General features: G+C 70.5%; 22 protein-coding genes and 2 pseudogenes. 12 read left to right on the top strand and 12 right to left on the bottom strand.

The genetic code is table 11. The features are described from left to right. Positions 1–39: 39 nt before the first annotated feature. From ACIQ6R_RS14815 to ACIQ6R_RS14840, 6 genes are all read right to left on the bottom strand, one after another. On the bottom strand, positions 40–1,827 hold the full coding sequence (locus ACIQ6R_RS14815; RefSeq protein WP_404221489.1) for an ABC transporter ATP-binding protein: 1,788 nt from the start codon (positions 1,825–1,827) through the stop codon (positions 40–42). 2 nt (positions 1,828–1,829) lie between these two features. Continuing rightward, on the bottom strand, positions 1,830–2,888 hold the full coding sequence (locus ACIQ6R_RS14820) for an iron-siderophore ABC transporter substrate-binding protein (RefSeq protein WP_404221491.1): 1,059 nt from the start codon (positions 2,886–2,888) through the stop codon (positions 1,830–1,832). 93 nt (positions 2,889–2,981) lie between these two features. Then, complete coding sequence (locus tag ACIQ6R_RS14825; RefSeq protein ID WP_404221493.1) at positions 2,982–3,839, bottom strand: ABC transporter ATP-binding protein; 858 nt, start codon at positions 3,837–3,839, stop codon at positions 2,982–2,984. A 53-nt stretch (positions 3,840–3,892) separates the two neighbouring features. Next, positions 3,893–4,975: a FecCD family ABC transporter permease gene (locus tag ACIQ6R_RS14830; protein ID WP_404221495.1), complete on the bottom strand. Its 1,083-nt coding sequence runs from the start codon at positions 4,973–4,975 to the stop codon at positions 3,893–3,895. Further along, positions 4,972–6,030 (bottom strand): FecCD family ABC transporter permease, encoded by a 1,059-nt coding sequence (locus ACIQ6R_RS14835; protein ID WP_404221497.1) that lies wholly within the window; start codon positions 6,028–6,030, stop codon positions 4,972–4,974. Before ACIQ6R_RS14835 ends, ACIQ6R_RS14830 begins: the two co-directional genes overlap by 4 nt. An 11-nt stretch (positions 6,031–6,041) precedes the next feature. Beyond that, complete coding sequence (locus tag ACIQ6R_RS14840; RefSeq protein WP_404178861.1) at positions 6,042–7,397, bottom strand: lysine N(6)-hydroxylase/L-ornithine N(5)-oxygenase family protein; 1,356 nt, start codon at positions 7,395–7,397, stop codon at positions 6,042–6,044. A 235-nt stretch (positions 7,398–7,632) separates the two neighbouring features. On the opposite strand from ACIQ6R_RS14840, the gene ACIQ6R_RS14845 reads away from it, so the two are divergent. Beyond that, entirely contained in the window at positions 7,633–8,580 is a 948-nt protein-coding gene (locus ACIQ6R_RS14845; protein WP_404178858.1) for a methionyl-tRNA formyltransferase, read from the top strand. A gap of 25 nt (positions 8,581–8,605) precedes the next feature. Beyond that, a pseudogene (locus ACIQ6R_RS14850) lies at positions 8,606–9,124 on the top strand (ABC transporter permease); the annotation flags it as partial. Between the two features lie 114 nt (positions 9,125–9,238). Here ACIQ6R_RS14850 and ACIQ6R_RS14855 read toward each other — a convergent pair. The 3 genes from ACIQ6R_RS14855 to ACIQ6R_RS14865 form a co-directional block, all read right to left on the bottom strand. Continuing rightward, the gene (locus ACIQ6R_RS14855) at positions 9,239–9,481 is read right to left on the bottom strand and encodes a DUF5302 domain-containing protein (protein WP_404222172.1); all 243 of its coding nucleotides are present in this window, start codon (positions 9,479–9,481) and stop codon (positions 9,239–9,241) included. 86 nt (positions 9,482–9,567) lie between these two features. Then, complete coding sequence (locus ACIQ6R_RS14860) at positions 9,568–10,269, bottom strand: bleomycin resistance protein (protein WP_404221499.1); 702 nt, start codon at positions 10,267–10,269, stop codon at positions 9,568–9,570. 80 nt (positions 10,270–10,349) lie between these two features. Beyond that, complete coding sequence (locus tag ACIQ6R_RS14865) at positions 10,350–10,607, bottom strand: hypothetical protein (RefSeq protein WP_404221501.1); 258 nt, start codon at positions 10,605–10,607, stop codon at positions 10,350–10,352. A gap of 264 nt (positions 10,608–10,871) precedes the next feature. Here ACIQ6R_RS14865 and ACIQ6R_RS14870 point away from each other — a divergent pair, with 264 nt between their 5' ends. The 3 genes from ACIQ6R_RS14870 to nadE all read left to right on the top strand — a co-directional run bounded on the left by ACIQ6R_RS14870 (position 10,872) and on the right by nadE (position 13,899). After that, on the top strand, positions 10,872–11,297 hold the full coding sequence (locus ACIQ6R_RS14870) for a PGPGW domain-containing protein (protein ID WP_404178846.1): 426 nt from the start codon (positions 10,872–10,874) through the stop codon (positions 11,295–11,297). 281 nt (positions 11,298–11,578) lie between these two features. Then, positions 11,579–12,976 carry a DEAD/DEAH box helicase gene (locus ACIQ6R_RS14875; protein ID WP_404221503.1) on the top strand — a complete coding sequence of 466 codons (1,398 nt, stop codon included), beginning with the start codon at positions 11,579–11,581 and terminating at the stop codon, positions 12,974–12,976. Between the two features lie 83 nt (positions 12,977–13,059). Beyond that, positions 13,060–13,899, top strand: a complete 840-nt coding sequence (nadE, locus tag ACIQ6R_RS14880; RefSeq protein ID WP_404178843.1) for an ammonia-dependent NAD(+) synthetase — start codon at positions 13,060–13,062, stop codon at positions 13,897–13,899. A gap of 18 nt (positions 13,900–13,917) precedes the next feature. Here the strand turns inward: nadE and ACIQ6R_RS14885 are convergent. Further along, a pseudogene (locus ACIQ6R_RS14885) lies at positions 13,918–14,154 on the bottom strand (short-chain dehydrogenase); the annotation flags it as partial. Between ACIQ6R_RS14885 and ACIQ6R_RS14890 the strand changes: the two are divergent. From ACIQ6R_RS14890 to ACIQ6R_RS14910, 5 genes are all read left to right on the top strand, one after another. Continuing rightward, entirely contained in the window at positions 14,069–14,338 is a 270-nt protein-coding gene (locus tag ACIQ6R_RS14890) for a TetR/AcrR family transcriptional regulator (RefSeq protein ID WP_404221505.1), read from the top strand. The pseudogene ACIQ6R_RS14885 and the gene ACIQ6R_RS14890 sit on opposite strands and share 86 nt — an antisense overlap. Beyond that, positions 14,284–14,436 carry a hypothetical protein gene (locus ACIQ6R_RS14895; protein WP_404222199.1) on the top strand — a complete coding sequence of 51 codons (153 nt, stop codon included), beginning with the start codon at positions 14,284–14,286 and terminating at the stop codon, positions 14,434–14,436. Before ACIQ6R_RS14890 ends, ACIQ6R_RS14895 begins: the two co-directional genes overlap by 55 nt. Positions 14,437–14,605: 169 nt before the next feature. Continuing rightward, positions 14,606–15,451: an MIP/aquaporin family protein gene (locus tag ACIQ6R_RS14900; protein ID WP_404221507.1), complete on the top strand. Its 846-nt coding sequence runs from the start codon at positions 14,606–14,608 to the stop codon at positions 15,449–15,451. A 24-nt stretch (positions 15,452–15,475) separates the two neighbouring features. Beyond that, positions 15,476–16,993 (top strand): glycerol kinase GlpK, encoded by a 1,518-nt coding sequence (gene glpK / locus ACIQ6R_RS14905; protein ID WP_404221510.1) that lies wholly within the window; start codon positions 15,476–15,478, stop codon positions 16,991–16,993. 68 nt (positions 16,994–17,061) lie between these two features. Beyond that, on the top strand, positions 17,062–18,153 hold the full coding sequence (locus ACIQ6R_RS14910) for an AI-2E family transporter (protein ID WP_404221512.1): 1,092 nt from the start codon (positions 17,062–17,064) through the stop codon (positions 18,151–18,153). Between the two features lie 318 nt (positions 18,154–18,471). Here ACIQ6R_RS14910 and ACIQ6R_RS14915 read toward each other — a convergent pair whose 3' ends face one another. Next, positions 18,472–18,918: an Lrp/AsnC family transcriptional regulator gene (locus ACIQ6R_RS14915; RefSeq protein WP_121745305.1), complete on the bottom strand. Its 447-nt coding sequence runs from the start codon at positions 18,916–18,918 to the stop codon at positions 18,472–18,474. A 75-nt stretch (positions 18,919–18,993) separates the two neighbouring features. Between ACIQ6R_RS14915 and ACIQ6R_RS14920 the strand changes: the two genes are divergently transcribed. Then, a complete protein-coding gene (locus ACIQ6R_RS14920) occupies positions 18,994–19,902 on the top strand; it encodes an SMP-30/gluconolactonase/LRE family protein (RefSeq protein ID WP_404221514.1) in 909 nt (302 codons plus the stop codon). Here the strand turns inward: ACIQ6R_RS14920 and ACIQ6R_RS14925 are convergent. Continuing rightward, the gene (locus tag ACIQ6R_RS14925) at positions 19,899–20,534 is read right to left on the bottom strand and encodes a DinB family protein (RefSeq protein ID WP_404221516.1); all 636 of its coding nucleotides are present in this window, start codon (positions 20,532–20,534) and stop codon (positions 19,899–19,901) included. The two genes, ACIQ6R_RS14920 and ACIQ6R_RS14925, sit on opposite strands and share 4 nt — an antisense overlap. Before the next feature lie 263 nt (positions 20,535–20,797). On the opposite strand from ACIQ6R_RS14925, the gene ACIQ6R_RS14930 reads away from it, so the two are divergent. After that, the gene (locus ACIQ6R_RS14930; protein WP_404221518.1) at positions 20,798–21,613 is read left to right on the top strand and encodes an SAM-dependent methyltransferase; all 816 of its coding nucleotides are present in this window, start codon (positions 20,798–20,800) and stop codon (positions 21,611–21,613) included. The last annotated feature ends 14 nt before the right edge of the window (positions 21,614–21,627 follow it).

Genomic DNA, 21,627 nt, shown 5'->3' on the forward strand with positions numbered 1-21,627 from the left:
TCCAAGGAATCAAGGCAGGCTAACCTAACTTAGGCATCCCTAACTACCTTCTCGCCAGGCCCGCCACAGCCGTGCGTACCGGCCGCCCAGAGCCACCAGCTCCTCGTGGGTGCCCTCCTCCACGACGCGCCCCGCGTCCAGCACGGCGATCCGGTCCGCCGCCATCGCCTGGGTCAGCCGGTGCGCCACGAACAGCGTGGTCCGGCCCGCGCAGGCGGCCAGCACGGCCCGTTCCAGCTCGGCGGCGCCCTCGCTGCCCGCCTCCGCGGTCGACTCGTCCAGCACCACCACCGGCGAGCGGCTCAACACCAGCCGGGCCAGGGCGATCTGGGCGACCTTGGTGACGTCGAGGCGTTCGCCGCCTTCGCCGACCAGGGTCTGCAGCCCGTCGGGCAGCGCGTCGACCCACGCGTCGGCGCCGACCGTGCGCAGGGCGGCCATGAGTTCGGCGTCGCTCGCCTCCGGCGCCGCCAGCCGCAGGTCGTCGGCGAGCGGCCCGGAGAACACGTGCGTCTCCTGCGTCAGGATGCTCACCAGGGCCCGTGCCCCCGCCTCGTCCAGGCCGGCCAGATCGGTCGGCCCGACTCGCACCGACCCGGATTGCGGTGTCCCGATGCCCGCGATCAGCGCGGCCAGGGTCGTCTTGCCGGCGCCCGTCGCCCCCACCAGGGCGAGCGAGCCACCCGCCGGAATCGTCAGGTCGACGTCCCTGAGGACCGGCTCCTCGGTGCCGGGGTAGGCGAACGTCAGCCCCTGAACCGTCACCGGATACGGCGCGGACTCCGCCACCGCCACCGACGCGTCGCCCACCAGCCGGTCTTCCGCGTCCTCCGCCAGCACCCCGACCAGCCGGGTCAGACTCGCGCCCGACTTCTGCGCCTCGTCGAAGGTGAACATGATGGCGCCCAGCGGGGTGAACAGCCGGTGGAACAGCAGCGGGGCCGCCGACACCTCGCCCAGGCTGGCGGCGTCGGCCTCCAGCAGGGCGTACCCGACCACGATGATCAGGGTCAGCCCGATGAACTCGGCACGGTTCTCCCTGCCGACGAACCGGCCGAAGAACCGGAACACCTCGATACCGAGATCGCGCACTCTCCAGGACTCGGTGGTGACCTTCTCGCGGAAGGCGCCTTCGAGGCGGTACGCCCGGACCGTGTCGATACCGTTCAGACCGCTGATCAGGGCCTGCGCGCGGTCGGCCTGCGCCATCCGCTGCTTCCGGTAGAGCGGCGCGGACCGCGGCAGGTACCAGCGCAGGGCCAGCGCGTACGCGGGCAGCGCGCCGGCGCCCGCGAGACCGAGCCGCCAGTCCAGCCCGAACATGCCTGCCGTGGCGATGACGACCAGGACCCCCGCGGAGAACACCGTGGGGACGGCCGTCCGGATGCCCTTGGAGATCACGGCGACGTCGTCGCCGACCCTGGAGAGCACGTCTCCCCGTCCGACCTGCTCGATCCGCGTGCTGGGCATCCCCAGCACCGCCCGGACGGCGCCTTCCCGCAGCCGCGCGAGAAGGTCGGCGCCCAGCCGTCCGATGAGGTAGGTCGACACCGCGGTGGCCACCGCGCCGAGCAGCGCGGCGGCCACCATCAGGGCCCCGATGGTGACCAGGACCGATCTCGACTCGCCCTCGACCACCCCGTCGACCACCCGGCCGAGCAGCAGCACCGGGAGCACCTGGAGCGCCGCGCCGGCCACCGTGGTGAGCACGGTGGTGACCGTCAGCCAGGGCACCTCGCGGCAGTGCGCCGCGATCCATCGGCCGGCCTCGCGTCCGGTCGCCGTGCGCAGGATGGCCGGGGCGACGCGTGTGTCTGTGCTGCTCACACCTACCCGACCGACTTGACGAGTTCGTCGATCGCGTACGGCATGGACAGCAGGGTGCCCTGGGAGATGGCCGCGCCGACCGCCGGGCCCTCACTGTCCAGCAGGTACGACACCTTGCCGTTCTTGACGGCGTCCAGGTTGGTGAACAGCTTGAACTTCTTCAGCTTGTCCTGGTCCGCCTTGTCGTTGATGACGAAGATACGGTCGACGTCGACGAGGTCGACACGCTCCGGGGAGAGCTTGGTGTAGAAGTTGCCGTCCGCGACCTTGTCGATCTCGGTCTGGTACTTGAAGCCGATGCCCGTCACCAGCCGTCCGCGCACGTCGGTGGAGGTGAACGGCGCCACCGAGTCCTCGTACCAGGACAGGACGACGGCGGTCTGGCTCGCCAGCCCGGGGTGCGCCTTCTTGGCCGCGTCGAGCTTGCCCTGGATGTCCGCGACCTTCTTCTCGCCCTCCTCGGCCTTGCCGAGCGCCTTGGCGATGTGGAGGGCGTTGTCCTGCCACGGAGCGCTGAAGGGCTCCTTCTCGGCCTTGGTGCGTCCCACCGTCGGGGCGATCTTGGAGAGCTTGTCGTAGGCGGCCTGGTCGATCTCGGAGTAGACCGCGACGATCAGGTCGGGCCGCAGGGCGGCGATCTTCTCGAAGTTGGGGCCGGAGTCGCCGTTCTTCATGACGACCTCGGGCTTGGTGTCGCCCCACTCGTCCTTCACCCAGGGCCACTGGGTGTTGATGTCGGGGCTCTGACCCGCGGGGTTCGGGTACTGGTCGACCATGCCGACCGGCTTGATGCCGAACGCCAGGATGGTCTGGTCGTCGGTGTAGCCGACGGAGACGACCCGCTTGGGAGCCTCGGTGACCTCGGTGGTTCCGAACGCGTGCTCCACGGTGACCGGGAAGGCGCCGGAGGCGGCGGTCGAGGTGTCGGCGCCCGCCTTGTCCGCCGAGTCGTTCGAGTCGGAACCGCAGCCCGCGAGGAGGCCGGCGCCGAGGGCGGCCGCGGACAGTACCGCCGCCAACCGCTGCCGGGACTTCATACGCGTCGTTCTGTGGAGGAGCATCCGGAGTTCCCTTGCTGTCGCACTGTCCACTGCGCCCCCGTCTAAGGGCAGCAAACCTTACCGCGATCGAGTGAGGTTAGCCTACCCTCACCACTACAACTCTGTTACGGCCTGGTCGAGTTCGACGTGGGTCCGTCCGATCGGGACGATGAGGGGGCGGTCGCCCACCGGATCGTCGATCACCTTGGCGCGCAGCCCGAACGCCTCGTGCAGCAGTTCGGCGGTTATCACGTCGCGCGGGTGTCCCTGTGCCAGGACCGCCCCCTCCCGCATCACGACGAGGTTGTCGCTGTAGCGCGTGGCCAGATTGAGGTCGTGGAGCACCATGACCACCGTGCACCCCGACTCGTGCAGGTCGTCCACCAGATCGAGCACGTCGATCGCGTGCGCCAGATCCAGGTACGTGGTCGGCTCGTCCAGCAGCAGCAGGTCGGTGCCCTGGGCCAGGGTCATCGAGATCCAGACGCGCTGACGCTGGCCGCCGGACAACGAGTCGACCGGGCGGTCGGCGAGGTCGGACACCCCGGTCATGGCCAGCGCGCGCTCCACGACGGCGGCGTCGTCCGACGACCACTGCCGCAGCCAGCCCTGGTGCGGGTGGCGGCCCCTGGCGACCAGGTCGGACACCGTCAGCCCCTCCGGTGCGACCGGTGCCTGCGGCAGCAGACCGAGCTTCTTCGCCACGTCCCTGGTCCTGAGCGTGACGATGTCCTCGCCGTCCAGCACGACCGTCCCCCTGGTCGGCTTGAGCAACCGCGACAGCGTCCGCAGCAGGGTGGACTTCCCGCAGCCGTTGGGCCCGATGATCGTGGTGATCACCCCGGGCGGGATCGCCACGTCGAGTTCGTCGATGACGGTCCGGGCGCCGTAGCCGACCGAGACACCCCTGGCTGCCAGCCGTGAGGCGCCGTCGACTGCGGACTTGGCCGCGGTGATGGACTGAACGACCACAAGGCCCCCTTGTTTAGGCTCGCCTTACTTTGTACCAGCTGTCCGCGTACCGGCTATCGGCGGTTCGCCCGCACCAGCAGATAGACGAGGAAGGGGCCGCCGACTGCGGCGGTGACGACACCGACCGGGAGGGAGACCGGCAGGGCCGTCCGCGCGATCAGGTCCGAGCCGATCAACAGCAGCGCTCCCACCATGCCGGAGGCCACCAACGGCGGTGTGGGGCACCTCGCCAGACGCATCGCCACCTGCGGCGCCACCAGCGCCACGAACGGGACCGGGCCCGCCGCGCTCACCGCGACGCCGGCCAGCAGCACCGCGCACAGCAGCAGGACCGCCCGCACCATCGCGTACCGGACGCCGAGGCCCGCGGCGACCTCGTCACCGAAGTGCATGGGCTTGAACTGGAACGCGACACAGGACACGACGACCAGCAGGACGAGCGTGCCCCACAGCGCCACCCAGACCTCGTTCCACCCCCGGTTGTCCAGCGAACCGACCAGCCACGCCTGGGCCCGGGCCACGTCCCTGATGTCGGCCGTGACCAGCAGCCAGGTCGTGATCGCCTGCATCACGGCGTTGACCGAGATGCCGATGAGGATGAGCCGGAAGCCGTCGATGCCCCGCCGCCACGCCAGGAAGTACACCAGCAGGCCGGTGCCGAGACCGCCCGCGAGCGCCGCCGCGGACAGGCCCACCGCGCTGACGATCGCGGCGGCGGTGCCGCCCGATACGGTCACCAGGAACACGGCGACGGCGCTGGCGCCGCTGGTGATGCCGAGGATGTCCGGGCTCGCCAGCGGGTTGCGCGCGATGGACTGCGTGAGCGCGCCGGACACCCCCAGCGCGATCCCCACGACGAGGCCGGCGAGAGCACGCGGCATCCGCAGGTCCATGATCACGAACTCGTCGACCGACTCGCCCCGGCCGAAGAGGGTGGCGACCACCCGAGGCAGGCTGATCGGGAAGTCCCCGACCCCGATCGACAGACAGAACACCAGGAAGACCGCCGCCGCCAGCAGCAGCGTCACGCACGCCGTCCAGGGCCGCCATACGAACGACACGCGTCCGAGCCGCACGCCGGGCGTCAGTGGTGGCCGCACGTCGGCCTGGTTCACCTTCACATCCGCCCCGTTCACGCGTTCTTGAACTTTCCGCGCCACACCAGGGCCGCGAAGAACGGCGCGCCGAGGAGCGCCACGAGGACACCCGCGTCCAGCTCCCCCGGCCGCACCACCAAGCGTCCCACGATGTCGCAGACCAGCAGCACGACGGCGCCCAGCAGCCCCGCGTACGGCACCAGCCAGCGATAGTCCGGCCCGGTCAGATACCTGGCCACGTGAGCCACCATGAGGCCGATGAACGCGATGGGGCCGCAAGCCGCCGTCGCCGCGCCCGCCAGCAGCGTGATGGCGACGATGCCGACGGTCCGGCTCAGCGCGATGTTCACACCCAGCCCCCGCGCCACGTCGTCACCGAGGTTGAGCAGGTTGATGGCGGGCAGCGTGGTCAGCGCCAGCACCAGCCCGACCGCGATGAACCCGGTCACCGGCCAGATGACGTCGAACCCGACACCGGCCACCGAGCCCGCGTTCCAGAACCGCAGCGCGTTCAGCGAGGCCTGGTCCGTCAGCGCGACCGCCGTGGTCATCGCCGCGAGGAACACGGTGACGCCCTGCCCGGCCAGTGCGAGCGTCAACGGGTTGCCCGCGCCCCGGCCGATGCTCGACAGCCCGAACACGACGACACCCGCGACCGCCGCGCCCAGGAAGGCGAACCAGACGTACTGGAACGGGTCGGTGAACCCGAACAGGGCGATCCCCGACACCACGGCGAACGAGGCACCCGAGTTCACCCCGAGCAGGCCCGTGTCGGCGATCGGATTGCGCGTGTAGCCCTGGATCAGTGCCCCGCCGATCCCCAGGGCGATGCCCGCGACGATCCCCAGCACCGTGCGGGGCACCCGCACGGTCCGCACGATGAGCCTGATCTCGGTGAGCCGCTGATCGGAGTCGGGCGCCGCGAAGAGCCCGTGCCACACCTCGGCGGGACTCAACGCGCGCGCGCCCACGGCCAGCGACGCCGCTGCCGCGACCACGAGTATCACCGCGAGCGCGCCCAATCCCGCGACCCGCCTTCGGCGGGCCTCCGTCGTGCCCCTGGGCAGGGGGCGCTCAACCGCAGTCGTGGTCATGGCGACGTACACTAACGGGCGGCGGTGCCGGTTCCGTCGGCGACCGTCCGGGCCTCGTCGGATGTGGACTTGAGGCCCCGGGCGAGGAGCGATTCCAGGATCTCCCCGACCCTGATGGCGGTGTTGGACAGCAGGGACGACGTGATGCCGTGGGTGTGCTCCGTGCCGCCCTGGAGGTAGATGCCGCAGCGCAGGTCGGGGTCGGTCGCGACGCGGTAGTCACGCTCGACCCGGACGAGACCCTCCTCGTCCCGCAGGCAGCGGTCCGCGACCTCGCCGAGCAGGCCGAGGGGGTCGGCCGGACTGTAGCCGGTGGCGAGGACCACGACGTCCGCGTCCAGGAGAGTCTCCTCGCCGGTGACGAGGGACGTGACGGTGGCACGGACCCTGTCGGGCGTCTCCTTGACCTCGGTGAGCCGGGACACGTTGAGGAAGCGCAACCGCTCGGTGCCGAGGACCTTCTCCCGGTACATCTGCCGGTACAGGTCGTCGATCAGGTCGATGTCCACCACGGAGTAGTTGGTGTTGCCGTGGTAGTCCATCAGCCGGCGTTTGACGCTGCCGGGCGCGGCGAAGTACTCGTCCACCGCCGAGGGGTCGAAGATCCGGTTGGCGAACCCACTGTCGTCGGCGGGGCTGTAGCCGTAACGGGTGAAGACCGCGCAGACCTCGGCCTCGGGGAAGCGGCGGTGCAGGTAGGCGACGTTCTCGGCGGCGCTCTGACCGGCGCCGACGACGACGAACCGCGACGGCGAGGTGCCCTCCAACCCGTCGGCCTTCGCCAGCAGTTCGGAGTTGTGCCAGACGCGGTCGCCGCGCTCGATTCCGTCCGGCACGAGGGGGCGCAGCCCGGTTCCGATGACGAGGTTGCGCGCCCGGTGGACCTCGAGCCCCTCCCCCGAACGGACCGTCACCTCCAGGTGGTCCACGCCTCCGTCACGGGCGACTGGCGCGACGCCGACGACCTCGTGACCGTAGGAGACCATGTCGTCGACCTTGGCCGCGGCCCACTCGAAGTAGTCGTGGAACTCCACCCGCAGCGGGAAGAGGTTCTTGTGGTTGATGAAGTCGATCAGCCGTCCCTTGCTCTGCAGGTAGCAGAGGAAGCTGAACTCGCTGGCCGGGTTCCGGAGTGTCACCAGGTCCTTGAGGAAGGACACCTGCATGGTCGCGTCGTCGATCAGCATGCCGCGGTGCCAGCCGAAGCGCGGCTGCTGCTCGAAGAAGCGAGCGCTGACCGCCTCCTGCTCGCCGGCGCCTGCGTTGTGCTCGCCGATCGCGATCGCCATGGCGACATTGGACGGTCCGAAGCCGATGCCAATGAGGTCGTGGACCAGTGTTGCGTCATCAGGAAGAACCTGTGACATGTCACTCCCATCGTGCGGGACAGTCACCTGTCGGGCGTGGGGGATTGCCGAAATGGGACATGCCGGCGGAGCGGCCGCCGGAAACTTAGGTGAGCCTAAGCTAATGCTGTGCCGCTGTCGATAGGGCGATCCGGTGGCAAGATCCTTCAACTGACGGTCCGCACGCAGCCGTTGCGGACCAAGGTAAGGCTTGCTTTACTTGCCCGGGCCATCCCCTGCCTCGAGGAGGAACCCCATGCGGGTCGTCATGTTCGGTTACCAGACCTGGGGGCACCGCACCCTCCAAGCCCTCCTGGACTCCGAACACGACGTGGTGCTGGTCGTGACGCACCCCAAGAGCGAGCACGCCTACGAGAAGATCTGGAGCGACTCCGTCGCCGACCTCGCCGAGGAGCACGGCGTGCCGGTGCTGATCCGCAACCGCCCCGACGACGACGAGCTGTTCGAACGCCTCAAGGAGGCCGACCCGGACGTCATCGTGGCCAACAACTGGCGGACGTGGATCCCCCCGCACATCTTCAGCCTCCCGCGCCACGGCACGCTCAACGTCCACGACTCGCTACTGCCGAAGTACGCCGGCTTCTCCCCGCTGATCTGGGCCCTGATCAACGGAGAGACCGAAGTGGGCGTCACCGCGCACATGATGGACGACGAACTGGACGCCGGGGACATCGTCCGGCAGGAGGCGGTGCCGGTCGGACCGGCGGACACCGCCACCGACCTCTTCCACAAGACGGTCGACCTCATCGCTCCGGTCACCATCGGCGCCCTCGGCCTCATCGCCGCGGGCCGGACGGAGTTCACCAAGCAGGACCGGTCCAAGGCGAGCTTCTTCCACAAGCGCTCCGCCGAGGACATCCGCATCGACTGGTCCTGGCCCGCCGAGGACCTGGAACGCCTGGTGCGCGCCCAGTCCGATCCCTACCCCAGCGCCTTCACCTTCCACCGGGGCAGGCGACTGGAGGTCCTCGCCGCCGTCGTGTCCCAGGGCCGCTACGGCGGTACGCCCGGCCGCGTCTTCTACCGCGAGGGGGACGGCGTGGTGATCGTCGCCGGGGCCGACGCGCGCACCGGGCGCAACCGGGGCCTCGCCATCACGCGCGTACGCACCGAGGACGGGCGGGAGTTGTCCGCGACGGAGTACTTCACCTCCATGGGCGGCTACTTGACCAGCCGGCCCTGAAGGGTCCCCGCCTCAGGGTGGAGCTGTGATCACGTCGGCCTCGACCCTGCTCCCGGTGAACCCGGCGCTCGGCGTCGCACTCGCCCTGCTGCTCGTCGTCGCGGCGGGGGTGGCCGCGTCGGCCCGGCTCGGCCACACCCGCGCGATCGTCACCGCCGGACTCCGGGCGACCGTCCAGCTGGCCGCCGTAGCGGCCGTCGTCCGGTGGGCGTTCGGCTCGCGCGCGCTGCTCTTCACCTTCGTCGCCATGATGTTCGCGGTGGCGACATGGACGGCCGGCCGCCGCATCACCGGCCATCACACCTGGTGGTGGGCCGCCGTACCGATCGGTGTCGCCGTGTTCCCGGTCGTCCTGCTGCTCGTGGCCATCGGGCTGCTGCCGGTCAGGGGCATCGCGCTGATCCCCGTCACCGGGATCCTGATCGGGGGCGCGCTGACCGCGACGGTGCTCGCGGGACGGCGTGCCCTGGAGGAGCTGGAGACACGGCACGGCGAGGTCGAGGCGGCGTTGTCGCTCGGACTGCCGGACCGGGAGGCACGGCTTCGGAAAATGACACGTTCTCCGGGCCCGGCCGAGCGGTCGCCTCTCCGGACGGCGCCGCGGGGCCCCGGCCGGAGAGGCCCGGTCACGCCGGCCGCCCAGCGGCCGGCCGCGCGATCAGCCGCCGCTCTTGCGCCGGAACGACCGCTGACTGGCAGCCGGACCATGGGCGCCGCGGATCTTCGACGCCTCGGTGTGCGCGGCGAGAGCCGCGGCCTCCGCCTGCTTGCCGCGTTTGCGTTCCAGAGCCTCCCGGAACTTGCCCTTCAGGTCGTACTGGCCGTTCTTGTCGGGCGCCACGGAAGGGCTCTCGACGTCAGCCGACTCCGAACCTGCTCGCGATGAAGACTCTGCAGTCATGGTGACCTCCTGGGTTCGGACAACAGGGCCCCAGCTTGTCATGCCGACCACCGCCCGGGGTACCGCACTCATGCCGCGAGCGGACCTCAGTCACGCAGCTCTTCGAGACGCCTGAGGTCGTCCTGGACCGATTCCCGCTCTTCGGCGGTGAGTCGGACCGCGGCGGCACCGGCGAGTGCGGTCGTCGCGGTCTCCTCGTCGCCGAGACGCCCGGCGACGTCCGCTCGCAGCACGAGGAGGCGGAACAGCCGCACAGACGTGGGCCGCTCCCCCGGGAGGCGAAGCACCCGGTCGATGACCTTCGCCGCGCCTGCGGGGTCCTCCTTCGAGTCCGCCAGGAGCGAGGCGTGGTGCAGGGCGCGGGCGAAGGTCTCCTCGGGAGCGGGCCCGTGACGCGGGTCCTCGCCGGTCGGCTGCCCGACGCGGATGCAGTTGCCGCCCGGATCGGTCATGAGGAACTGCCTCACGCCGTACGACATGTCCTTGAGCTGTCCGATACGCGGCAGCCCTCGCGTGGGAACCCTCCCGTACGCCGCCTTGAGCCCCGCCCGGAACGCGGCGTGCAGCCCGTCGACGTCGTCGGTCAGGACGTAGCAGGTGCTGATCGACTCGGCCGGCTCGTACTGCCTCAGGCCGAAGAACTGCAGCTCGATGCCACCGCGCTCTACGACCGCGTACGGATTGGGGCTCCGCTGCTGGAACGCCACCTCGAACCCGAGGGCGGTGTAGAAGTCGAGAACGGGCTGAAGGGTACGGCACGGCAGGATCGGGATCGTCTTCTCAACCATGCACCCACTCTAGCCAAATTTGACTAGAGGTGCCCCCCGTAGGCGTTGCGCCGACTGCCCAGCCCGCGGCCGTCAGCACCTCACGGGCGATGTCCACAACCACCCGCCCGACCGTCCTCGCTCTGCGCGACGGCGGTCCCGGTGAGGTCGTCGCCGAGCTCGGCCACACCACCCGAACCACCCAGCCGCGGGGCGCGGGAGATGTGACTGACGGCGAGGAACTCGGCGGACGCGCCGCCCTTGTCCGGCTTCCGGACCTCCGCCAGGTCCGCCGCGCTGCCCTTCCGGACGGCCCGAAGCGCGGTCGTCGACGCGCACATGCCGCCGACCCGGTCCACCGGTTCCTCGGACGGCGGCTGCGCCGGTGCGGGCGCGGCCGACCGCCTGGCCGGCTCTTCGGCGCTCTCGTCCGCGCCGCCCTCGCACTCCGCGTGACCGGCGTCCGCACCGTGGGTCCCGTTCAGTGCGGGCCGGACTGTTCAGCCATCGGCCGGCAGCGGTGAACAACGTCCGATGGAATTCGCCTGCGTCACGATGCCTGCCTAAGGTTGGGCAGGCCGAAGGGAACCGGAGTTCTGCCGACCGCGGGAAGGCGTGGCGACATGGCGCGCAGTGTCGAATCGATCCGGCGAGCCGCCCTGGGCGCCCTCGGCGCCGTGCTGGTGGTGATCGGAATCGCCCTGCTGGTACTGCCCGGGCCGGGCCTGCTGCTCGTGTTCGCCGGGGTGGTGCTGCTGTCGCGTGCCGTCCCGGCACTGGACCGGTTCGTCGCTCCGGTCCGCGGGCAGGCGATGCGTGCGGCCGAGGAGAGCGTCTCCTCACCGTGGCGTATCGCCGGCTCGGTCCTGGTCGGACTCTTCCTCGTCGGTGCGGGCGTGGTGTGGGGACTCGTCCCGCAGGTGCCGTACTCCGGATGGGCCACCGGGGCGAGCCTGATCATCTCCGGCTTCATTCTGCTCGCCCTGCTCGCCTGGAGCCACCGCCGCGTCCAAGCGGCGCATCACCGCTCACCGTCGACCTCGGGATGACCGCGGGCGCCGAGCCGACAACCGGACCGGACCCGCTCGGAAGGGTCGGAACCAAGTAGGCGGGCGAGGCACCGGGGCCGGCGTCGCCGGCTGCGGGAGCCGCCTCCGTGTGCTCCCGGGACGCGGAGCAGGTGCCCGTCGCGAGCGCCGCGGGGTCTGCCCGGACCGCCGGGCCTCAGGGTGCCCGCTGGTAAAGTGGAGGCACGCTTTGAGGCGCCCGGGTCCGTACCGAGGGGTACGGACCCGGTGGCGTTCCGGGCGCCTGATCAGGGAGGTCCCCCATGAACGCGAAGCCGTCGTCGGCCACCGGAGCCTCCGGGGCCGGCGCATCCCAGCGAACGACAGCGCCGTCGGAGTCGGCGGACCGGCCGGCCGTCGCGTCTTTCGACGCCCTCGGCCTTCCGCCTGCGCTGCGGGAGACGATGACCGGCCTGGGGGTGACGACGCCCTTCCCGATCCAGGCGGCGACCCTGCCCGACGCGCTGGCCGGCCGCGATGTCCTCGGTCGCGCGCGGACCGGCTCCGGCAAGACGCTGGCTTTCGGCCTCGCCCTGCTCGTCCGGACCGCCGGTCGCCGGGCGGAGTCGAAGCGTCCGCTCGCGCTGGTCCTGGTGTCGACGCGGGAACTCGCCCAACAGGTGAGCGACGCGCTCACCCCGTACGCGCAGGCGCTGAACGTACGACTGGCGACCGTGGTCGGCGGGCTGGCGATCAACCGACAGGCGACGCAGCTGCGCGACGGCGCCGAGGTGGTCGTCGCGACGCCGGGACGACTGGCCGACCTGGTGTCCCGTCGTGACTGCCACCTGAACCACGTGCGGATCACGGTGCTGGACGAGGCGGACCAGATGTGCGACCTGGGCTTCCTGCCGCAGGTCTCGGGAATCCTGGACCAGGTGCCCGCCGACGGGCAGCGGCTGCTGTTCTCCGCCACGCTCGACCGCGACGTCGACCAGCTGGTGCGAAGCCATCTGCACGACCCGGTCCTCGCCTCGGTCGACCCGGCGTCGGCCTCGGTCACCACGATGGAACACCACGTACTGACCATCCACCCCGCCGACAAGTACGCGACCGCCACCGAGATCGCCGCACGCGACGGCCGGGTGCTGATGTTCCTGGACACCAAGGCCGCGGTCGACCGGTTCACCCGTCACCTGCGGGCCAGCGGCGTGCGGGCCGCCGCCCTGCACAGCGGCAAGTCGCAGCCGCAGCGCACGCACACGCTCGCCCAGTTCGTGGAGGGCAAGGTCACCGTGCTGGTGGCCACCAACGTCGCGGCGCGGGGCATCCACGTCGACGCGCTCGACCTCGTCGTCAACGTCGATCCGCCGGCCGACGCCAAGGACTACCTGCACCGCGGCGGGCGTACGGCGCGCGCCGGACAGTCCGGGAGCGTGGTCACGCTGGTCACTCCCGACGAGCGGCGCGAGGTGAACCGGATGATGTCCGAGGCCGGAATCCGGCCGACCGTCACCCCGGTGCGCTCCGGCGAACAGAAGCTGACCACCATCACCGGTGCGAAACGCCCGCCGACCGGGCCGCGGACCAGCGGCGGCAACGCCCCCTTCCGCGGCCTCGGCGCCCGTTCGGGCCGTCCCGCGAAGGAGTCCCGCAAGACCACCGAGGCCCGCAAGGCCGCGGAAGCCCGCGCGGCGGCCAGGGTACGCAAGGGCCGCTGACCCGGGACGGTCCCGCCGGAGCGGCTGCGCGTCTCGTGGGTAGGGTGAGTGGGAAACCCCAGGGAATCGAACGAGGAGCGGAATTGAGCGAGTCGGCGTCCATCGCCCTGCAACTGGAGATCGCCCGGGAACTGGAGGTCGCGGAGACCTTCGATGCCGAACGGGAGATCGAACGCCGGGTGGCCTTCCTTGCCGAGCGGCTGACCTCCACCGGTCTGCGCTCTCTCGTCCTCGGCATCAGCGGCGGTGTCGACTCGACCACCGCGGGCCGACTGTGCCAGCTCGCCGTCGAGCGGGCGCGCGCCGAGGGACACGAGGCGGCCTTCTACGCGATGCGGCTGCCGCACGGGGTCCAGGCCGACGAGCACGATGCCCAGCTCGCGCTCTCCTTCATCAAGGCCGACCACGTGCTGACGGTGGACATCAAGCCCGCGAGCGACGCCGCGCTCGAGGCGCTGATCGCCGGCGGTGTGACCTTCCGCGACGCCCGGCACCAGGACTTCGTGCAGGGCAACGTCAAGGCCAGGCAGCGCATGATCGCCCAGTACGCCGTGGCCGGCGCGCACGACGGACTGGTCGTCGGCACCGACCACGCGGCCGAGGCCGTGTCCGGCTTCTTCACCAAGTTCGGTGACGGCGCCGCCGACCTGGTTCCGCTGACCGGCCTGACCAAGCGCCGTGTGCGCGCGGTCGCGGACGCGCTGGGCGCGCCCGCCGAGCTGGTGCGGAAGGTCCCCACGGCCGACCTGGAGACCCTCGACCCCGGCAAGGCCGACGAGGACGCTCTCGGAGTCACGTACCAGGACATCGACGACTTCCTGGAGGGCAAGCCGGTGGACGAGCAGGCCTTCGAGAAGATCGTCACCCGCTACCGGCTGACCGACCACAAGCGCCGGCTGCCCATCGGTCCGGATCACCTCTGACCCAGGCCGAGGTCGAGTTCAGTCGGGCACGGGCGGGAGCGGGAAGCGCACATCGGTCAGCCGCTCCGACAACTCCCACAGGCGTCGGCCGGTCTCGGCGTCCGCCGCCGCGGGTGCCAGCCGTACCCGTGCCGGCCCGCCGCGCAGCTCCGCCGGACCGTCCGGCCCGATGAACTCGCCGCTGCGCGCACTCGGGTCGGTCGCCGCGTGCAACTGCGGCAGCGCGCCCCGGCCCGGGGACTGGGCGAGCGGGAAGGGTGTCGACGCGGTCAGCATCGACGAGATCGCCACCACCGCCGAAGTGTCCAAGCGGAGGTTCTTCCGGTACTTCGCGTCCAAGGAGGACGTGGTCGTTCAGTTCCTGACCGACATGGGCAAGCGTGCGTGCAGGGCGGGAGTGCGCAGGTCCGCCGTCAGGCCGTCACGCCACTGCTCCTGACGCTCCAGGAACTGGCGCGTGGCCCGGGACTCACCCCCGACGCCGACCTCTGTCCGCAACTGGCCGCCGGGACGGCACTGACCGCCCCCTCGAACTGACCGGCCGCGCCTTCGCCGTGATCGCCCCCGCCCTTGACCGCACCGGCTGACGGCGAGCGATCAGGCAAACGGCCGTACTTCATGTGCGGCTTGCCGCTTACGACCCTAATCTGCCGAAAGAGAGGTTCGGACAGTCGATGCCGGTTCAGCCGGCGGAAGGTGAGCTTCCATGGCTGAACGGCTCAAAAGGTCCGGCTTGATCGGTGAACTGTCGGCCGAATTCGCCGGCACGATGATCCTCATCCTCTTCGGCTGCGGTGTGGTGGCCCAAGTGGCCGCGGGCGGGGCCCTCACGGATCCGGAAGGCGGCCTCGGGGACCACGACAGCATCTCCTGGGCGTGGGGCCTCGGTGTCACCCTGGGCGTCTACGTGGCGGCGAGGCTGAGCGGCGCCCACATCAACCCGGCGGTGACCGTCGCGCTCGCGGTGTTCAAGGGCTTCCCGTGGCGCAAGGTGGCGCCCTACGCGCTGGCCCAGACGGCCGGTGCCTTCGTCGCCGCTCTCCTCGTCCGCTGGAACTACACCGAAGCGCTGGCGAAGGCCGACCCCGGCCACACCATCAAGACGCAGACCGTGTTCTCCACGCTGCCCGCCAACGGCAACACCGCTCTCCCGGTCCACGAGTGGGGCGCCTTCCGCGACCAGGTCATCGGCACCGCCATCCTGCTGCTGCTCATCATGGCCATCACGGACCTGCTGAACACACCGCCGGGCGCGAACCTGGCCCCGTTCGTCATCGGCCTGGTCGTGGTCGCGATCGGCATGGCCTTCGGCACCAACGCGGGATACGCCATCAACCCGGCCCGCGACTTCGGTCCCCGGCTGGCCAGCTTCCTCACCGGGTACGGCGGAGCATGGCGAGATCAGTACGGGAACCTCTACTTCTGGGTACCGATCCTCGGCCCGCTGATCGGCGGCGTGCTCGGCGCGGGTCTGTACAAGGTTTTCATCGGCCGGTTCCTGCCTACGGCGGAGCCGGAGCCCACGGGGCGCGTACCGGCGCCGGAGGACTGACACCGGCCGGAGAGGCGGCACAGCATGGCGGACTTCATCGGCGCGGTGGACCAGGGGACCACCAGCACCCGTTTCATGATCTTCGACCACGGCGGCAACGAGGTGGCGAAGCACCAGTTGGAGCACGAGCAGATCCTCCCCCGCTCCGGGTGGGTGGAGCACGACCCGGTGGAGATCTGGGAGCGCACCAACTCGGTGATGCAGAACGCCCTGCGCCACAGCGGGCTGTCGGGGACCGACCTGGCCGCCATCGGCATCACCAACCAGCGGGAGACCACGGTGGTCTGGGACCGGCGCAACGGCCGCCCCTACTACAACGCCATCGTGTGGCAGGACACCCGCACCGACGCCATCGCCGCGAACCTCGACCGTTCGGGCCGGGGCGACGTCATCCGCCGCAAGGCCGGACTGCCGCCGGCGACCTACTTCTCCGCCGGAAAGATCCAGTGGATCCTGGAGAACGTCGACGGCGTCCGCGAGGCGGCGGAAGCGGGCCACGCCCTCTTCGGCAACACGGACGCCTGGGTCCTGTGGAACCTGACCGGAGGTCCCGACGGCGGCATCCACGCCACCGACGTGACCAACGCGAGCCGGACCATGCTGATGGACCTGGAGACACTCGACTGGCACGACGAACTGCTGGGCTTCTTCGGCATCCCCCGGTCGATGCTCCCCACCATCAACCCCTCGTCGCACGCGGAGGCCTACGGCACGACCCGGACCTCCCGGCCGCTGCGCGCCGCCGTTCCCATCGGCGGGGTCCTCGGCGACCAGCAGGCGGCCACCGTGGGTCAGGTCTGCTTCGCGCCCGGTGAGGCCAAGAACACGTACGGCACCGGCAACTTCCTGGTGCTCAACACCGGCACGGAACTGGTCCGCTCCCAGCACGGTCTTCTGACCACCGTGGCCTACCAGTTCGGCGACAGCCCGGTGGTCTACGCGCTCGAGGGCTCCATCGCGGTGACGGGGTCGGCCGTGCAGTGGCTGCGCGACCAGATGAAGATCATCAAGACGGCGGCGGAGAGCGAGGAGCTCGCCCGGACCGTCGACGACAACGGCGGCATGTACTTCGTCCCCGCCTTCTCGGGCCTGTTCGCCCCCTACTGGCGTTCCGACGCCCGGGGGGCGATCGTCGGACTCGCCCGCTACAACGACAACGCGCACCTGGCGCGGGCGACTCTGGAAGCCATCTGCTACCAGAGCCGCGACGTCGTCGAGGCCATGGAACAGGACTCCGGTGTCCACCTCGACGTGCTCAAGGTCGACGGAGGTGTGACCGCCAACGACCTCTGCATGCAGATCCAGGCAGACGTCCTCGGCGTACCGGTCAGCCGTCCCGTCATCGCGGAGACCACCGCACTCGGCGCGGCCTACGCGGCGGGACTGGCCACGGGGTTCTGGCGGGACACCGATGAACTGCGCACTCACTGGCACGAGTCCAGGCGCTGGGAACCGCGGTGGCCGGAGGACCGGCGCGCGCAAGGGTACGCCGGCTGGAAGATGGCGGTGGAGCGCACGCTCGACTGGGTCAAGGTCTCCTGAACCGGCTCTCGCCCGCGAAGGAAGGACTCGGGCGCGGAGGGCAACTGGCGTCGCCATAGGGTGACCCCATGTCTGCCAGATTGAGTTCCGCGAGGACCCGTGCCGCGCTCCGTACCACCGCGCGCACCTCTGCCGAGTTGCTGCTGATACTTGTCATGCTCGCGGTGGCCCTGTGGATCCTCGGCCGCATGTGGCCGATCGTGTGGCCGCTGATAGTCGGTCTGCTCCTGACCACGCTGACCTGGCCCTCGGCCCGATTCCTGCGGCGGCACGGGTGGCGTCCCGCACTGGCCGCCGCGGTGGTGACCGTGGCGTTCCTCCTGGCCGTCGCGGGCATCGTGGCGCTGATCGCGGTGCCGATGTCCTCCGAGACCGACGAGTTGACCGCCGGCGTGGTCGAAGGCATCGCCCGGCTGCGCGACTGGGCCGCGGGGCCGCCGCTGAACGTCGACGACAGCCAGATCACCAGTGCGCTCGACTCCGCGATGGCGCGCGTCCAGGACAGCATCGGCAGTGTGGTCACCACGGTGGCCACCGGCCTGAGCACCGTGGTCAACGGTCTGATCACCGCCGTCCTGGGCGTCTTCCTGATGTTCTTCTTCCTCAAGGACGGGCCGCGGTTCCTGCCGTGGCTCAGCCGCCAGCTGCCCGGCCGGCTCGCCACCGACGTCCCGGCCGTCGCCCTGCGCAGCTGGGAGACGCTGGGTTCCTTCGTCCGCTCGCAGGCGCTCGTGGGTCTGCTCGACGCCGTCTTCATCGGCCTCGGCCTGTGGATCCTGGGCGTGCCGCTCGTACTGCCCCTCGCGGTGCTGACGTTCGTGTCCGCGTTCGTGCCCATCGTGGGTGCCCTGTTCGCGGGCTTCGTCGCGGTGCTCATCGCCCTGGTGTCGAACGGCCTGACGGACGCGCTGATCGTGCTGGCGATCATCGTCGTGGTGCAGCAGTTGGAGGGCAACGTGTTCCAGCCCATCATCCAGAGCCGAGGGCTCGGTCTGCACGCGGCGGTGATCCTGCTGGCGGTGACACTCGGCGGCAGCCTGGCCGGGATCATCGGCAGCCTGCTCGCCGTGCCGGTCGCCGCGCTGATCGCGGTGGTCTGGAACTACGTCCGCGAGCAGCTCAGCGACCCGCCGGAGGAACCCGCGCCGGCCGACGCCTGAGGGGCGGTTCGGTGCACCCGGTCCGAGTACCGCTTCGCGGTCCCGGGTGATATCGGTCGCAGCCGAACGGTCGGCGCTGCCGGCTTGCGGCCCTGGATCTCTTCCCCGGCTCCTGGACGGCGCTGCGCACCGCGGTCGCCGAAGTCGTTGCCGATCGGCACGGGCCGGCGTGCTCCGACCGAGGCGGAGGAGACGGCACTGTCCGAGCCGGTCGCGATGCTCCCCTTCTCGCCCGGCTGACCGGAACACCCGGTTCCCGGGGGGGCCTGACGTTCCCGGCTCCCCGCGAAAGCCGTCGGCGTCCAGCCGCGCAGGCCGCTAACCGGCGTCCAGCGGCCGTTCGAAGAACGTCTCCAGGACCACCGTCGCCTGGGTACCGCTGACGCCGTCGATCGCGTAGAGGCGGCGCAGCACGTCCTGGAGCCGCTCGGTGGTGGCCGTGCGCACCTTGACCAGGACGGCCGCGCTGCCGGCGATGACGTGCGCCTCCTGGATCTCCGGCACGGCGGCGAAGTCCTCCGCCCGGTCCCCCATCCACGCCGTGGAGTCCACCAGCACGAAGGCGAGGACTCCGCGGTCGAGGGCCTCGGGGTCGACGTCGACCGTGGTGGCCCTGATGACGCCCTGTTCGCGCAGCTTGCGGACACGCTCATGGGCGGCGCCCGCCGACAGGCCGACCTCCTTGCCCAGAGCGGCGTACGGCCGGGTGGCGTTCCGCTGGAGCAACGCGATCAGCCGACGGTCAATCTCATCTACCGACTTCATACAAGAACAGTATCTGATTCGGCAATCTGCGTGTTACGTTGAATGACATTCCGATCATTCCGCTGAGAGGACGCCATGTCCACCGACGGCCCGTACGAGATCCTGGATGACCGCTTCCGCACCGGACGCTGCGCGAACGGCGACAGCAGACTGGAGGTCCTGCACGACGGCTGCCGCTGGGCCGAGGGCCCGCTGTACCTCCCCGCCTGGCGCCAGCTGATCTGGAGCGACATTCCCAACGACCGCCTCCTGCGCTGGGACGAGGCCACCGGCACGGTCGGTGTCTTCCGCACTCCGGCCGGCCACAGCAACGGGAACACCCTCGACCGGCAGGGCCGCCTGGTCACCTGCGAACAGGGCAACCGCCGCGTCACCCGCACCGAACCCGACGGCACGGTGACCGTCCTCGCCGAGCGCTACGACGGCAAGCGGCTCAACAGCCCGAACGACTCCGTCGTACGCTCCGACGGCACGGTCTGGTTCTCCGACCCGGACTTCGGCATCACCAGCGACTACGAGGGCCACCGCGCCGAGTCCGAGATCGGCGCGTGCAACGTGTACCGGATCGACCCGGCGTCGGGGGACGTGCGGCTCGCCGCCGACGGATTCGACGGGCCCAACGGCGTCATCCTGTCCCCGGACGAGAAGCGGCTGTTCGTCTCCGACTCCCGGGCCGCCCGGATCCACGCGTTCGACGTCCGCGAGGACGGCACGCTCTCCGAAGGGAAGGTCTTCGCCGAGGGCCGCGGGGACGTGCACTTCGACAACATCCGCTTCGACGACGAGGGCCGCCTGTGGGCCGCCGCCCTGGACGACGGCGTCCACTGCTACGACCCCGACGGCACCCTCATCGGCCGGCTGCGCGTGCCCGAGCCCGTCTCCAACATCACCTTCGGCGGACCGAAGAACAACCGCCTGTTCATCACGGCCACCACGTCTCTGTACTCACTGGTGATGTCGGTGACGGGCGCGCCGCGCCTCTAGGACCTGGCAGGGCCGGACGACGTCCCGGCACGGTACAGGTCGCGCACCAGGCCGATCTCCGCTCCGTGGTGCAGTACTTCCTGGTTGACCCACCAGACGATGTCGATGAAGGGCTCCTCGGCGTCGCTGCCATGGGGGTACGTGCACCGGCCGACGGTGTCCAGCCCGGCGTCGTCGATGTGCGGCAGCGCGTTCCGCCAGGCGGTGGCGGCCGTGTCGAAGGCCGCGACCGCTTCCGCCGCGCTTCCGCTGACGGCATAGTCGTCGCGGGTGAGCCTGTGGGTGCCCACCGTGTGATCGGCCCGCAGGAGGAGCATCTCGCTGAGGTGGCTCAGCCGCCATGCGAGGGTCGTGAAGGGCGGCGGCGAGGGATGCGGGTGGGGTGCGGCGTCCCGGCCCCAGTCACCGGCGCCGGCCAGAGAGGTCGCGTGCCGTCCCGGACCGTCGGCCCGCCGCCGTACCGACCAGCAGCCCGGCACCGGCTCCCAGAAATACTCCTCGTCCGTCATGGGAATCACCCCGGTCTCCGACCCGTCCCCGCTGTCCATGACCGGCCCGGCCATACGGCCGGTGAGACGCTCGTACGCCCAGTCGAACTGCTCCAGCAACGGAACCAGACGAGACGGTGTCATCGGACACTCCTGCCACGAGCGGGACGAGCCCCGGAGGGCAGACGGCTTACCGACCGGCCACCCTGGCACAACCGCCGGCATTCCGCGCCCCGATTTCCGCCGGGCCCCCGTGACCGCGCCCGGACGGGTCGCGGCAGATGACCGAAGCTGACCACGGACGGCCTAGCCGGCCACGGAGAAGTGAACCGGTGTACAGGAAAAGGCCGTTGCGACGTAGGTTATGGGGAAGCATCCACGCCTCGGCTGAAAGACGGACCGTACCCATGAGCGACCCCGTGACGACACCCGACCACGCAGCGCGCCAGAAGATCGACACCTCGGTGCCGCACTCGGCCCGGATCTGGAACTACTGGCTGGGCGGGAAGGACAACTACCCGGTCGACGAGGAGGCCGGCGACGCGTACACCGCCGTCTTTCCCGGCATCGTCACCATCGCCCGCAGCAGCCGTGCCTTCCTGCGCCGCAACATCACGTACCTGGTCGCCGAGGCGGGTGTCCGGCAGTTCCTCGACATCGGGACCGGTCTGCCGACCGCCGACAACACCCATGAGGTCGCCCAGCGCATCGCCCCGGAGACCCGGATCGTCTACGTCGACAACGACCCGATGGTCCTCGCCCACGCCCGCGCGCTGCTCTACTCCACCCCCGAGGGCGCGACCGCCTACATCGACTCCGACGTGCTCGACCCCGACAGCGTCCTGAGGGAAGCCGCCAAGACGCTGGACTTCGACCGGCCCGTCGCCCTCATCCTCAGCAACATCCTGGGGCACGTGGCGGACTACGACCAGGCGCGTTCCATCGTCACCCGGCTGATGGACGCGCTTCCGTCCGGCAGCTACCTCTCCGTCAACGACGGCTCCCGGGGCATCGATCCCGAGTTCGACCGGGCCCAGGACGCCTACAACGAGAGCGGCGCCGCTCCCTACATCCTGCGTACCGTCGACCAGATCACGGCGTTCTTCGACGGCCTGGACCTCGTGGACCCCGGGGTCGTCCCGGTCACCCACTGGCGTCCGGAAGCCGGCTCCGCGACCCCGGAGCTCATCGGCGAACACGGCGGCCTCGCCCGCAAGCCGTGACACCCGTGCGCGGG

Origin of the sequence: Streptomyces sp. NPDC096048, from assembly GCF_044763415.1 — a bacterium.
In the GTDB taxonomy this organism is placed as follows: domain Bacteria; phylum Actinomycetota; class Actinomycetes; order Streptomycetales; family Streptomycetaceae; genus Streptomyces.

Excerpts from the sequence above, each read along its gene's own strand:
- ACIQ6R_RS14820 (WP_404221491.1), bottom strand. The coding sequence starts at position 2,888 with ATGCTCCTCCACAGAACGACGCGTATGAAGTCCCGGCAGCGGTTGGCG.
- ACIQ6R_RS14835 (WP_404221497.1), bottom strand. The coding sequence starts at position 6,030 with ATGACCACGACTGCGGTTGAGCGCCCCCTGCCCAGGGGCACGACGGAG.
- ACIQ6R_RS14840 (WP_404178861.1), bottom strand. The coding sequence starts at position 7,397 with ATGTCACAGGTTCTTCCTGATGACGCAACACTGGTCCACGACCTCATT.
- ACIQ6R_RS14845 (WP_404178858.1), top strand. The coding sequence starts at position 7,633 with ATGCGGGTCGTCATGTTCGGTTACCAGACCTGGGGGCACCGCACCCTC.
- ACIQ6R_RS14855 (WP_404222172.1), bottom strand. The coding sequence starts at position 9,481 with ATGACTGCAGAGTCTTCATCGCGAGCAGGTTCGGAGTCGGCTGACGTC.
- ACIQ6R_RS14860 (WP_404221499.1), bottom strand. The coding sequence starts at position 10,269 with ATGGTTGAGAAGACGATCCCGATCCTGCCGTGCCGTACCCTTCAGCCC.
- ACIQ6R_RS14870 (WP_404178846.1), top strand. The coding sequence starts at position 10,872 with ATGGCGCGCAGTGTCGAATCGATCCGGCGAGCCGCCCTGGGCGCCCTC.
- ACIQ6R_RS14875 (WP_404221503.1), top strand. The coding sequence starts at position 11,579 with ATGAACGCGAAGCCGTCGTCGGCCACCGGAGCCTCCGGGGCCGGCGCA.
- ACIQ6R_RS14890 (WP_404221505.1), top strand. The coding sequence starts at position 14,069 with ATGAACTCGCCGCTGCGCGCACTCGGGTCGGTCGCCGCGTGCAACTGC.
- ACIQ6R_RS14900 (WP_404221507.1), top strand. The coding sequence starts at position 14,606 with ATGGCTGAACGGCTCAAAAGGTCCGGCTTGATCGGTGAACTGTCGGCC.
- glpK (WP_404221510.1), top strand. The coding sequence starts at position 15,476 with ATGGCGGACTTCATCGGCGCGGTGGACCAGGGGACCACCAGCACCCGT.
- ACIQ6R_RS14910 (WP_404221512.1), top strand. The coding sequence starts at position 17,062 with ATGTCTGCCAGATTGAGTTCCGCGAGGACCCGTGCCGCGCTCCGTACC.
- ACIQ6R_RS14915 (WP_121745305.1), bottom strand. The coding sequence starts at position 18,918 with ATGAAGTCGGTAGATGAGATTGACCGTCGGCTGATCGCGTTGCTCCAG.
- ACIQ6R_RS14920 (WP_404221514.1), top strand. The coding sequence starts at position 18,994 with ATGTCCACCGACGGCCCGTACGAGATCCTGGATGACCGCTTCCGCACC.
- ACIQ6R_RS14925 (WP_404221516.1), bottom strand. The coding sequence starts at position 20,534 with ATGACACCGTCTCGTCTGGTTCCGTTGCTGGAGCAGTTCGACTGGGCG.
- ACIQ6R_RS14930 (WP_404221518.1), top strand. The coding sequence starts at position 20,798 with ATGAGCGACCCCGTGACGACACCCGACCACGCAGCGCGCCAGAAGATC.